Below are 12,033 nucleotides of genomic sequence, written 5' to 3'. Positions count from 1 at the left end.
CCTAAAGTGGGCGGATGACCACCGACCTTCGCGCCCTCCTCACGGACCTCCGTGCGCAGGCCGCGGCGCGCGTGGACTCCACCTCGGCCATGTTGGACGAACTCACGCATGACCGCGCGGGCTCGAACGACGACGACGAACACGACCCCGAGGGCGTCACGCTCTCGTCGGAGTGGTCGCGCCTGACCGGGCTCGCCGAGGCCGCAGCATCCGAACTCCAGCAGGTCGACGACGCGCTCGCCCGGATGGACGCCGGCACCTACGGCATCTGCGCGAACTGCGGGCGGCCGATCCCGGCGGCGCGCTTGGCCGTGCGCCCGTTCGCGGAGTACTGCGTCGCGTGTGCGGAGAAGCTCGGACGCTAGCTGTGCACAGGACGTGCTCGCGAGTAGCATCCGTCCCATGCCCATCAGACTCGAGAACGTCGGCATCGCCGTGCGCGACCTGGAAGCCACCATCGCCTTCTTCACCGACCTCGGGCTCACGGTGCTCGGGCGCGACGAAGTCAGCGGGGAGTGGGCTTCGACCGCGGTCGGACTCGACGGCAATCACGCCAGGATCGCGGTGTTGCAGACGCCGGACGGGCACGGCCAGATAGAGCTGTTCGAGTACATCCACCCGGACGCGATCGAGACCGAGCCGACGCTGCCGAACGAGATCGGGATGCACCGCGTCGCCTTCTCGGTGGATGACATCGACGAGTCCCTGGCGATCGCCGCGAGACACGGATGCCACCCGCTCCGCGACGTCGCGAACTACCAGGACGTGTACAAGCTCACGTATCTGCGCGGCCCCAGCGGCATCATCGTGATGCTCGCGCAGGACCTGACCACGGGCTGAGCGGCGGCTCCTCACCCCCGGCGACCACCTCCGCGATCGCCGCGCCGAGCTCGACCGTGGTGGCCGTACCGCCGAGGTCGGGGGTGAAGGGGGCGGCGTCGGCCCCGCGGGCGAGCACCTCTTCGATCGCGGAGAGCACGGCGGCGCCGGCATCCGGGTATCCGAGGTGCTCGAGCATCATGGCGCCGCACCAGATCTGGCCGATCGGATTCGCGATGCCCTTGCCCGCGATGTCGGGGGCCGAGCCGTGCACGGGCTCGAACAGGCTGGGGAAGACACCCTCGGGGTTGATGTTCGCGCTCGGGGCGATGCCGATCGTGCCGGTGCAGGCGGGGCCGAGGTCCGACAGGATGTCACCGAACAGGTTGCTCGCCACCACGACGTCGAACCAGTCCGGATGCAGCACGAAGTTCGCGGTGAGGATGTCGATGTGGAACTGGTCCTGCCGCACGTCGGGGTAGTCCGCGCCGACCGCGGCCACGCGCTCGTCCCAGTAGGGCATCGAGATCGAGATGCCGTTGCTCTTGGTCGCCGAGGTCAGGTGCTTCGCCTCGCGCTTCTGCGCCAGGTCGTACGCGTAGCGCAGTACGCGGTCCACACCGGTGCGGGTCATCACGGTCTCCTGCAGCACGAACTCCCTGTCGGTGCCCTCGAACATGCGCCCGCCGATCGACGAGTACTCGCCCTCGGTGTTCTCACGCACGACGTAGAAGTCGATGTCGCCAGGCTCACGACCCGCCAGCGGGGAGACCACACCGGGCATGAGTCGCACCGGCCGCAGGTTCACGTACTGGTCGAACGCCCGGCGGAACTGGATCAGGCTCCCCCACAGGCTCACATGGTCAGGGACGACATCCGGCCAGCCGACGGCGCCGAAGAAGATCGCATCGAACCCGCGCAGGGTCTCGAACCAGTCATCCGGCAGCATCTGCCCGTGCTGCTGCCAGTAGGCCGCGCTCGCGAAGTCGAACTCCTCGAATTCGAGCGTGATGTCGAAGCGGGCGGCCGCGGCCCGCAGCACGCGCAGCCCCTCGGGCATCACCTCGGTGCCGATGCCGTCTCCGGCGATCACGGCGATGCGGTGGATGGTCGTCATGTGTGGGTCCTTCCGGTGGCAGATTCCCGCTCACGCCGGTCGCGATGAGAGCAGGTGGGAGCAGAGGACGGTGGCGTCAGAGCACGTCGCGCTCGGACGGATGGTGGCAGGCGACCCGGTGCGTGTCGCCGTGGTCGGCGAGCTCGGGAACGACCTCGGCGCAGATCTCGGTGGCCTTCCAGCAGCGCGTGCGGAAGCGGCATCCGCTCGGGGGAGAGACCGGGCTCGGCACGTCTCCGGTGAGCACGATGCGCTCGCGCGCCCGCTCGGTGCGCGGGTCAGGTACCGGGATCGCCGACAGCAGCGCCTGCGTGTACGGATGCAGCGGCCGCTCGTAGAGTTCGTCGACCGGCCCCTCCTCCACCAGCCGTCCGAGGTACATGACCCCGACCCGGTCGCTGAGGTGCCGCACCACCGACAGGTCGTGCGCGATGAACAGGTACGTGAGCCCGAGGTCGCGCTGCAGGTCGTCGAGCAGGTTCAGCACACCGGCCTGCACGCTCACGTCGAGGGCGCTGACCGGCTCGTCGAGCACGATGACCTCCGGCTCCACCGCGAGCGCCCTGGCGATGCCGAGCCGCTGCCGCTGCCCGCCCGAGAACTCGTGCGGGAACCGGTCGGCGTGCGCGGGGTTCAACCCGACCTGCGCCAGCAGCTCCTCGACCCTGCGCTCATGCTGACCGCGGTGCAAGCCATGGATCACGAGCGGTTCGGTGAGGGTCGCCCGCACGGACTTGCGCGGGTTCAGCGAGGCGTAGGGATCCTGGAACACGAACTGCACGCGACGGCGCAGCGCCCGCAGGCCGCCGCCCTCGACGCGCGTGATGTCGTCATCGCCGAGCAGGATCGATCCGCCGTCGCTGGACTGCAGGCGCGCGACGCTGCGCCCGAGCGAGGACTTGCCGCATCCGGACTCGCCGACGAGCCCGAAGGTCTGGCCGCCGTCGATCGACAGACTCACCTCCGACACCGCCTGCACGATGTCGCGCGTGCGGCCGAACAGGCCGCCGCCGACGCGGTACTCCTTGACCAGGTTCGTCACGGTCAGGCTCGTGCTCTTCACGGGCGGGTCCACCACGGGCTGGTTCACAGGACCGCCTCCTTCTGCCACTCGTCGACCCGCACGCAGGCGGCCGTATGCCCTTCACCGACGGCGACCGGTGGGGGCGTCGCGGCATCGCAGAGACCCGCGACCGCGTGGGCACAGCGCGGCGCGAACCGGCATCCGGCGGGCCAGGCCGTCGCCACCGGGGGCTGACCGGCGATCTGATAGAGCCGTTCCTCGCGGCTGGAGCGGCGGTCGAGCCGCGGCAGCGAAGCCAGCAGCCCCGCCGTGTAAGGATGCGCGGTCTCGTAGAACAGGGGGTCGACGTCGGCGGTCTCGACGAGTCCCCCGGCGTACATCACCATGACGCGGTCGGCGGTGCCGGCGACGACGCCGAGGTCGTGCGTGATGAGCAGCACGGTGGTGCCGGTGCGACGCTGCACCTCGCGCAGCACTTCGAGCACCTGGGCCTGCACGGTCACATCGAGCGCGGTGGTGGGCTCGTCGGCGATCAGCAGATCGGGCTCGTTCGCGATGCTCATCGCGATCATGACGCGCTGGCGCATGCCTCCGGAGAACTCGTGCGGGTAGCGGTCGACCCGCAGCTCTGGCGAGGGGATGCCGACGACGTCGAGCAACTCGATCGCCCTGGCACGCCGTTCGGCCGACGTGGTGTCCGGTCGGTGCACGCGCACGGCCTCGTCGAGCTGCTCCCCGACCCGCATGACCGGGTTCAGCGCCGTAAGGGCATCCTGGAACACGACCGCGATGTCCTTGCCGCGGATCTCGCGCAGCTTGTCATCCGCCAGCCCGACGAGCTCCGTGCCGCGGAACCGGATGGACCCGGTGACAACGGCCTTCTTCGGCAGCAGCCCCATGATCGCCATGGCGGTCATGGACTTTCCCGAGCCGGACTCGCCGACGATCCCGACCGTCTCGCCCTCGCGCAGCACGAACGACACGCCCTCGACCGCTCTGGCCAGGCCCGCGTCGGTCGGGAAGCTGATCGACAGGTCCTCGACCTCGAGGAGCACGCCGCCGCCATCCACACTCTCCGCGGCATTCACAGGTTCTTCCCCTGGGGGTCGAGCGCATCGCGCAATCCGTCGCCGATGAAGTTGACGCACAGCACCGTGACGAGGATGAACAGGCCGGGGAAGTAGAGCAGGTAGACCTGCGGGGTGCCCACGTAGCCGGCCGCCTGGCTGAGCATCGAGCCCCAGCTGGTCTGCGGGGGCTGCACCCCGAAGCCGAGGAAGCTGAGCGTCGACTCGGCGATGATCGAGGATGCCACGGCGAGGCTCATCGCGACGACGATGACACCCGCGAGGTTCGGCAGCAGGTGCGACACCAGGATGCGCAGGCCCGAGGCGCCGATGCCGCGTGCCGCGTCAATGAAGTCCTTCTCGCGCAGCGACAGCACCTGGGCGCGCACGACGCGGGCGATGTACGTCCACCCCAGCGCGGTCAGTGCCAGCACGATCGTAGTCGGCGAGGGGCCGAGCCCCTGCAGGATCACCGCCAGCAGCGCGATCGCGGGGACGATGAGGAACAGGTCGGTGATGCGCATGATCAGCTCGCCGATCCAACCGCCCACGTAACCGGCGATCGCACCGAGCGCGGTGCCGACGACGGTGGCGAGCAGTGCCACCGCGAGGCCGATCGCGAGGGAGATCTGTCCGGAGAACAGGATCTCGCTCAGGTAGTCGCGGCCCAACTCATCGGTGCCGAGCCAGTGCGCCCCCGAGGGCGGGGTCGGGCCCGTGAGCAGGTCCTGCTGCCCCTGCGGGTAGGGCGCGATCCACGCCGCACCGAAGCACGCGATCAGCAGGATGACGAGCACGATCAGGCTCGTCACCGCGAGCCGATGATGCAGGAACCCCTTCAACAGCTGCCGGGTGGGCGCCTTCTGCGGATCCTGCTCGGCGAGCAGCTCCTCGGGCCCGGCGATGCCTGCTCCACTCATGACAGCCTCACTCTCGGGTCGAGCACCGCGTAGGCGATGTCGGCGATCAGGTTGCAGATCACGACGGCCACCGCGACCACGATCATCCAGGGCAACAGCACGTAGACGTCGCCGGCGACCAGGGACTGCAGGAACAGCCGCCCCATGCCGGGGATCGCGAAGATCTGCTCGGTCACCACGAGACCGCCGATCAGGATTGCGGCGTCGAGTGCCACGACCGTGACGAACGGGGCGAGCGAGTTGCGCACCGCGTGGCGCCAGATGACCTGCCGTCGCGGCACCCCCTTCGCGCGCGCGGTGCGCACATAGTCGCTCGACAGCGCGTCGAGCATCGCCGCGCGACCGAACCGGCTCCACGAGGCGACCAGCGCGATCATGAGCGCGGCCACCGGCAGGATCAGATGACGGATGTAGTCGAGCACCCCGGTCTGCCCCGGCGACTGCAGTCCGATGAAGAACAGCGGCGGTTCGCTGAGCCCGAACTGCTCCTTCGGCCACACGGCGAAGGTCTGGATCAGGATGAGTCCGAACCAGAACGCCGGCATCGCGATGCCGAGGTACGAGGCGCCGGTGAGCAGGTTGTCACCCCAGGAGTACTGGCGCACCGCCGAGTAGACGCTCACGCCACCCGCGATCAGCACGGCGACCAGCAGCCCCCAGAACGCGAGCTGCAGCGTCGGCCACAGCGCCTCGCCGATCAGCGGCAGTACGGGGGTGCCGGTGCGCGTGCTCAGCCCCCAGTCGCCGAGGACCAGCGAACGGAGCCAGAGGAAGTACTGCTCGGGGATGGAGCGGTCGAGCCCGAGCCGTTCGATCTCCCGCGCGATGACCGCGGGGTCGTGCGCCTGCCGGAGCTTCGCGAGCGGATCGAAGGTCGACCGCACCGCCCAGAACAGGATGAACGAGGCGACGAGGATCACCGGCACCGAATACAGCACTCTTCGGGTGATGAAGGTGATCACGTCGTCGCCCCGTCTCAGTCCTGGCTGTCGTTCCCGGTCGGCCTCAGCCGGCCAGACCCCACTCGGCGAGGTTCCAGAACGGACCGTCGACGGGGTTGATCTCCGGGCCGCCGACCTTGTCGCTCCACAGCAGCACGTTCGGCACGGTGTCGAGCGGGAGCGAGGGCACGTTCTCGGCGATCAGCGCGTCGGCCTCGTGCGAGACCTGGATGCGGGCATCCGTGTCGATCTCGCTGTCGACCTGACCGAGCAGGTCGTCGAGGCCCGGGATGTCGGTGCGGTAGAAGTTGATGCCGGAGTAGCCGTTCGCCTCGCTCGGGATGTTGACCGACGAGAACGTCGAGCTGAGAGTGGGGTCCGGGAACGTGTCGACGAGCGCCCAGATGCCCGCCTGGAAGTCGCCCTGCGGAGCGATGGTGCCGAACAGGTCGGCCGGAGTGACCTGGTCGATCGTCATCTCGAAGCCGGCATCCGCCAGCTGCGACTGCAGCACCTGCACCGTGAGGTCGCGGCGCTTGTTGCCGGCCAGCGTCTTGATCGAGAACGTCGCCGTCTCGCCGCCCTTCGCCCACACGTCATCCGAGTTCTTCTTCCAACCGTCGCCCTCCATCAGCTCGTCGACCTTGTCGAGGTCGAGCGCGTACTGCGAGAAGTCGTCCGAGGCGAACGGGGCGACCATCGGGGAGTTGAAGCTCTGCTGCGCCTTGTCGATGCCGAGGCTGCCGAAGAGGCGCTTCACGATGGCGTCGCGGTCGATCGAGTAGGCGAGCGCCTGACGCACCGCGACCGAGTCGAAGGGGGCTGCGGCATTGTTCAACCAGATCGCCTCGAGGTTGCCGCTGCGGGCGTCGACCTGCGACTGGATGCCGGGGAGGCCGGCGTCGATCTGAGTGAGGGCGTCGAGCTGAGGAGACGGATACAGCACGCTGACCTGGCCGCTCTTGAGCGCCTGGAACGCCGCCGTGGTGTCGGGCAGGAACAGGAAGGTGACCTTGTCGAGGTGCGGCTTGTCGCCCCAGTAGTTCTCGTTGGGGACGAGCGTGACCGAGGTGCCGCGCGTCCACTTCTCGATCTTCCACGGACCGCCGCTGAAGTCGTAGCCGTCGGCCATGATGGCCGCGCGGTCCTGGCCTTCGAGCAGGTGCGCGGGCATGACGCCGTAGACGCTGAACAGCGTGCGCCATCCGGCGTAAGGCGAGTCCAGCGTGACCGTCACGGTCGCGGGGTCACTGGCGTCGATCGCGGAGATACGGTCATACCCGGTCTTGTCGAAGATGTCGTCGCCGTCGCGGATCTGCAGCGCGGTGTACTCGAAGTCGGCCGAGGTGATCGGTTCCCCGTCGGACCAGACCGCCTCGGGGTTGATCGCGTAGGTGATGGTCTGGGTACCGTCGTCGGCGACCACGACCTCCGGCTCACCGGTGACGAGGTCGGAGGGCACGGGCACCCACTCGTCGTCGACCTGTCGAGTCTGGAAGACACCGGGGAGGGTCGGGATCTGCATGATCCAGGTGCCCCAGATCGAACCGCCGCACGTGGCGATCCAGTCGGCGCAGTCAGGCTCCTGCTCCGCGCCGATCACGATCTCGCCGCCGTCGACGATGGCGACCTCGCTGGGCTCGGGGGTCGTGGACGAGGAGGTGCAGGCGGCCAGCGACCCGATCAGGGCGGTGACGGTGAGCGCCGCGATGAGGGCGCGGCGGGAAGAGGGTACGACAGTGCGATGCAGTGATTTCGACATGGACGGATCTCCAGTGAGCGTGCGACGAAGGGACAGTGCAGGAGGTGCTGTGGTGCGGGTAGTGGTCTGACTCTAGGGCTGACCGGAAAAGATAGCAAGCACTTTAGTCAATGTTCGTGACTAGAGGCGAGACCTGCACTGTCCCACCGCTCTCCGGCGAGCGTACGGAGCGCGAGTTCCTGCATGCGACGCTGGTCGCGGACGGCACCTTCGAGCCCCGTCGGCTCATGTCCCCCCTCGAAGATCTCGAGCACCGCATCGCCACCCCTGGCGCGCAGACGGTCCACATATCCCTGCACGCCGATGACGGGCGTACGGGTGTCTATCGACCCCTGGTTGACCCAGACGGATGCCGTCACATCGTCGAGGTACGAGATGGCGGAGAAGCGCGTGACCAGCTCCGGCGGAACCCACGAGCTCCAGACCGTGCGCACCGCGGGGTTCATGGCCTCGATCGTCACCGACCAGTCGGCGACCGCGACGTGCGCGAACCCGCCGGCGAAGAGCTCCGGCAGACGCCCGACGCTCAAGAGGGTCATGTGCCCGCCGTACGAGGCACCCGTGATGAAGGTGGATGCCGGGTCGGCGAGACCCTGTTCGCGCAGCCATGCGATCGCGGCCGCGACATCCTCGATCTCGCGGTCGCCGCCGACGTTCCAGAACCCCTCACGGAATGCGCGACCGAACGTCACGGAGCCCCGGTAGTTGAGCGAGGCGTACGCGAAGCCGGCATCGAGCCAGGCCTGGGCGGAGGGGTTGTAGTGGTCGACCGTCACGAGCATCGGCCCGCCGTGGATCTCGAGGATCGTGCCGAGGGGCTCACGACCGGCCGGGCGCCCCGACCACAGCTGCACCAGGGTTCCGTCGGCGCTGGCGACGAGGGTCGAGCGCAGCGGCTGCCCTGCCGGCACCCGCGCCGGCTCGATCAGCATGGTCTCGGTGCCGTCGGCGGCGACCTCCGTGACGTAGAGCGGTACATCCCAGCTCGATCGCAGCGCACGGACGACGCCGGAGGGTGCGTAGTACGAGGTCCAGTAGAACGGATGCAGGTTCGCGACGTCGGGCTCGGCGAAGCTGCCCCCTTCGAGCACGGTGCGCACGGAACCGTCGGCCTCATCGAGCTCGATCAGCGAATGGATACCGCCGTCGACATGCAGGGCGAGGATGCGGCCGGTCGGCGCGTGCCAGTCGAGGGCGATGACCTCTCCGGCCAGATCGGGCAGGTCGAAGTCCACCCGCTCCCCGGTGCGCACGTGCCAGATGGCCGGTCGGGAGAAGCCGCTGCGCTCGGTGTTGAGGAGCAGCCGGTCGTCACCGGTGACCGACGAGAAGCGCACGGCGCGGACCGGACCGTCGGGGAGATCGTCGAGGGTCGCGACGATGTCGCCGTTCGCGGCATCCACCACCGTGATCAGCGGACGCCGGATGCCGGGGTTGTGGTCGGTCGTGTCGATCGACACCAGCGAGGCGTCGGGCGCACTGCGGCCGAACCACGCCTCCACCGGGTTCGAGTAGACGACCTTCGACTCGCCCCAGGGCGCGGCGGGGATCACGAGCACGTGGAACCCCTCCTCGTCGACGACCGTGGCCACGAGTGCGGACCCGTCGAATGAGATGTCGATCCCCCGCAGCACGTAGGGCTCACGGCCCGGCGTCAGCTCGACGCGCTCTGATCCGTCGAGCGAGATGGCCACGAGCGTGCCCACCTCGGACCCGCCGCCATCGTCGAGGTCGACGACCCAGCGCCCGTCCGGCGTGACGATCGCGCCCATGCTCACGTCGAACGGCAGCAGTTCGCCCGGAGCATCCGGGGCACGCCAGATCCGGCCGCGAGCGCCAGCGGGATGGTTCTCGACCACGAGCGCGAGGTCATCCGCGCCGGCGGCGGGGCGCACGGTCAGGAGGTACGGAGCCGCGAACCGCTCATCGAGCGTCTCGGTCGTGGATTCTTCCGGGGTGTACAGCATCCTTGCTCTCTCCTCGTCGTCGCCAATGCCGTTGACTATAACACTGGCTAGGGTGCCGTGGGGCCCACGTTCCGAAGTCGTGCGCGGCCACGGCGTCACTCTGACCGTCATCGTGACTCCTTGTCGTCGCAACGTTGTACCCGCCGCTCACGAAGCGGTCAACTCAGTCAGATCGGAAGAAGAACATGCAGGAGAACCACCCAGTCATTGGCGTCTCACGTCGAACCGTCGTCAAGGGCGCAGCCTGGTCCGTGCCCGTCGTCGCGGCGGCAGTCGCCATCCCGCTCGCGGCAGCATCCACCCCGACGCCCGCCGCGACCTTCTGGGCGACCGGTGCGACGGTCAGCGTCGTGAGCGGAAACGTCACCAACTTCACGGTGGAGGGCAGCGACGCGGACGGCAACCTCGCTCTCCTGCCCTCCGGCACCAGCGTCCTGATCGTTCCGGAACCCGGCGTGACGCTGCAGGTCGTCAACGCCACCGGAATCGTGACCACCACCAACCCGGACGGATCGATCACGGCCGTGATCACCGGAAGCGACATCACCAACATCCGCATCCAGTTCCGCCCCACGGGTCCGTCGGGATCGGGCTACTCGATCACGACCAACATCGACATCGACCCCTTCACCGAGACGATCGACGTCAAGCTGCGCTGATCCAGCCGAACACGGCACGGCGTTCTCCGGTACCCGCCGCTTCAGCCGGCGGGTACCGGACATCGGTCGAAAGACTCCTGGACGATCTTCACGGTTGCAGCCGCTCGGCGTCACCTTTCGTCGACCCTGCACTCCTTCAGAGAGGATCGCGGAAACACTCCCCCTGTCTCCGGCGTCCGTCAATCGAGAATGGCCCCGGATCGACCCTCCTCGGGAGGGTCTCAGGGCGTGAACGCAGGGAGTGCACAGTGAAGCAGCAGAACAAGTATCTGAGCCGGCTCGGAGGATGGGCGGGTGCGAGCGCGCTCGTGCTGGGCGCGTTGATCGCCCCGGGTGCAGCCTCAGCAGCGGTCGAGGCCGGGGATTCGGTCTACATCGGCGACGGAGTGGGCCTCGCGGGAACGCATCTGTACCCGATCTGGTCGGAGACCCCCGCCGTCGGGGATCCCAACTTCTGGGCCTATTGCGTGGAACACGACATCTCCGCCCGAGAGCGGGTCGAGGGTACCGTCGGCACCGCCGATGAGTACCTCGGCGCCAACTACTTCACCGATCCCGTGATCCAAGGGAAGGTGCTCTGGGTGCTGGCCCACAGCTACCCTGCACTGACCCTCGAGGAGTTCGGCGCTGCGGCGGGTGCCCCCGGCATCTCCCGCAATGACGCGATCGAGGCCACCCAGTACGCGATCTGGCGCTACACCGACCTCAACTTCGACGCGGCGTGGGCGTGGGAGACTCCGGATTCGGAAGCCGCCTACTGGCACCTGGTGAACGGTGCGAACGCGAGCACGGGGATGACCCCGGCCGATTTCGCAGTCACTGCCAGCATCGACGCCCCCAGCGCACCGCAGACCGCCGATTCTCTGGTCGGTCCGTTCGTCGTGGACACCAACCGGCCCACCGTCAGCGTGACGGTCGATCCCACGGTGTCGTTGGTGGATGCTGACGGCGACGCGATCGACGCGAGCGCCGTCGTCGACGGCCAGGCGCTGTACCTCGACCTGCGCGGCACGACCGCCGCAGGCTCGGCGACCGTGTCCGTCGCAGCGGAGGGATCGAGCGCAACGGGAAAGATCGTCTCCGTACCGACGACCAACTCCCCGACGCCCACGGCGGATGACCACGCGCAGACGATCATCCTGGTCGCGCCGAGCACGGCGACCACGACCGATGCGGCCACCGTCGAGTGGACCACCACAGCCGTACCGGCGCCCGTGATCGGCACGTCGCTGGTCGACTCCGCCGACGGCGACCGGATCCTGCCCTGGAACGGCGGCACCGTCATCGACACCGTCGCCTACCAGAACCTGGTCCCCGGCACCCAGTACACCCTCACCGGCGAACTCCACGACAAGGCCGACGGCACCGCCACCGGCATCACCGGATCCACCACCTTCACCCCCGAAACCGCCAACGGCTCAGTCGACGTCACCTTCACCGTCCCGGTCGGATACGCCGGCGGCACCCTCGTCGCCTTCGAACGCCTCCACGAAGGAACCGACACCACCGGCGAACCCCTCGCCGTCCACGAAGACATCGACGACGCCGCCCAGACCGTCACCATCGAGAAGGCGCCCGTGACGCCGACGACCCCGACGGCGACCCCGGGCCCGAAGGGACAGCTGGCCACGACCGGCGGCGACCTTCCCGTCATCGCCGTCGGCGCGGCTGGCGTGATGCTCGCCGTGGGCGCGATGATCCTGCTCGCCGGACGTGCGCGACGGAAGACCGTCGACGCCGACTGATGAGTCGTGTCG

The 12,033-nt window shown here is 68.6% G+C and carries 11 protein-coding genes; 4 read left to right on the top strand and 7 right to left on the bottom strand.

What is annotated here, in order from left to right; all coding sequences use genetic code 11:
* Nucleotides 1-14 precede the first annotated feature (14 nt).
* A complete protein-coding gene (locus tag MRBLWO12_RS16850) occupies nucleotides 15-365 on the top strand; it encodes a TraR/DksA family transcriptional regulator (RefSeq protein ID WP_363557543.1) in 351 nt (116 codons plus the stop codon).
* Between the two features lie 37 nt (nucleotides 366-402).
* Nucleotides 403-840, top strand: a complete 438-nt coding sequence (locus tag MRBLWO12_RS16845; protein WP_363557541.1) for a VOC family protein — start codon at nucleotides 403-405, stop codon at nucleotides 838-840.
* Here MRBLWO12_RS16845 and MRBLWO12_RS16840 read toward each other — a convergent pair.
* From MRBLWO12_RS16840 to MRBLWO12_RS16810, 7 genes are all read right to left on the bottom strand, one after another.
* On the bottom strand, nucleotides 803-1,936 hold the full coding sequence (locus tag MRBLWO12_RS16840) for a tartrate dehydrogenase (protein WP_363557539.1): 1,134 nt from the start codon (nucleotides 1,934-1,936) through the stop codon (nucleotides 803-805). The genes MRBLWO12_RS16845 and MRBLWO12_RS16840 overlap by 38 nt on opposite strands.
* 76 nt (nucleotides 1,937-2,012) lie before the next feature.
* Nucleotides 2,013-3,026 (bottom strand): ABC transporter ATP-binding protein, encoded by a 1,014-nt coding sequence (locus tag MRBLWO12_RS16835; protein WP_363557537.1) that lies wholly within the window; start codon nucleotides 3,024-3,026, stop codon nucleotides 2,013-2,015.
* Nucleotides 3,023-4,048 carry an ABC transporter ATP-binding protein gene (locus MRBLWO12_RS16830; RefSeq protein WP_363557535.1) on the bottom strand — a complete coding sequence of 342 codons (1,026 nt, stop codon included), beginning with the start codon at nucleotides 4,046-4,048 and terminating at the stop codon, nucleotides 3,023-3,025. Before MRBLWO12_RS16830 ends, MRBLWO12_RS16835 begins: the two co-directional genes overlap by 4 nt.
* Nucleotides 4,045-4,947, bottom strand: coding sequence for an ABC transporter permease (locus MRBLWO12_RS16825; RefSeq protein WP_363557533.1), 903 nt, complete (start codon nucleotides 4,945-4,947; stop codon nucleotides 4,045-4,047). The genes MRBLWO12_RS16830 and MRBLWO12_RS16825 overlap by 4 nt, the downstream gene beginning before the upstream one ends.
* Nucleotides 4,944-5,909, bottom strand: a complete 966-nt coding sequence (locus tag MRBLWO12_RS16820; protein WP_363557531.1) for an ABC transporter permease — start codon at nucleotides 5,907-5,909, stop codon at nucleotides 4,944-4,946. The genes MRBLWO12_RS16825 and MRBLWO12_RS16820 overlap by 4 nt, the downstream gene beginning before the upstream one ends.
* 43 nt (nucleotides 5,910-5,952) lie before the next feature.
* Nucleotides 5,953-7,650 carry an ABC transporter substrate-binding protein gene (locus MRBLWO12_RS16815; RefSeq protein ID WP_363557529.1) on the bottom strand — a complete coding sequence of 566 codons (1,698 nt, stop codon included), beginning with the start codon at nucleotides 7,648-7,650 and terminating at the stop codon, nucleotides 5,953-5,955.
* Between the two features lie 107 nt (nucleotides 7,651-7,757).
* Complete coding sequence (locus MRBLWO12_RS16810) at nucleotides 7,758-9,617, bottom strand: alpha/beta hydrolase family protein (protein WP_363557527.1); 1,860 nt, start codon at nucleotides 9,615-9,617, stop codon at nucleotides 7,758-7,760.
* Between the two features lie 185 nt (nucleotides 9,618-9,802).
* Between MRBLWO12_RS16810 and MRBLWO12_RS16805 the strand changes: the two genes are divergently transcribed.
* Both MRBLWO12_RS16805 and MRBLWO12_RS16800 read left to right on the top strand, forming a co-directional pair.
* Nucleotides 9,803-10,276 carry a hypothetical protein gene (locus MRBLWO12_RS16805; RefSeq protein ID WP_363557525.1) on the top strand — a complete coding sequence of 158 codons (474 nt, stop codon included), beginning with the start codon at nucleotides 9,803-9,805 and terminating at the stop codon, nucleotides 10,274-10,276.
* Nucleotides 10,277-10,524: 248 nt separating this feature from the next.
* A complete protein-coding gene (locus tag MRBLWO12_RS16800) occupies nucleotides 10,525-12,021 on the top strand; it encodes a VaFE repeat-containing surface-anchored protein (RefSeq protein WP_363557523.1) in 1,497 nt (498 codons plus the stop codon).
* Nucleotides 12,022-12,033: the final 12 nt, after the last annotated feature.

This window comes from Microbacterium sp. LWO12-1.2, from assembly GCF_040675875.1.
Lineage (GTDB): Bacteria > Actinomycetota > Actinomycetes > Actinomycetales > Microbacteriaceae > Microbacterium.
This window is presented reverse-complemented; position numbering and strand designations above follow the sequence as displayed.

Coding starts and splice junctions, on each gene's coding strand:
- MRBLWO12_RS16850 (WP_363557543.1), top strand. CDS start 15: ATGACCACCGACCTTCGCGCCCTCCTCACGGACCTCCGTGCGCAGGCC.
- MRBLWO12_RS16815 (WP_363557529.1), bottom strand. CDS start 7,650: ATGTCGAAATCACTGCATCGCACTGTCGTACCCTCTTCCCGCCGCGCC.
- MRBLWO12_RS16825 (WP_363557533.1), bottom strand. CDS start 4,947: ATGAGTGGAGCAGGCATCGCCGGGCCCGAGGAGCTGCTCGCCGAGCAG.
- MRBLWO12_RS16805 (WP_363557525.1), top strand. CDS start 9,803: ATGCAGGAGAACCACCCAGTCATTGGCGTCTCACGTCGAACCGTCGTC.
- MRBLWO12_RS16845 (WP_363557541.1), top strand. CDS start 403: ATGCCCATCAGACTCGAGAACGTCGGCATCGCCGTGCGCGACCTGGAA.
- MRBLWO12_RS16810 (WP_363557527.1), bottom strand. CDS start 9,617: ATGCTGTACACCCCGGAAGAATCCACGACCGAGACGCTCGATGAGCGG.
- MRBLWO12_RS16840 (WP_363557539.1), bottom strand. CDS start 1,936: ATGACGACCATCCACCGCATCGCCGTGATCGCCGGAGACGGCATCGGC.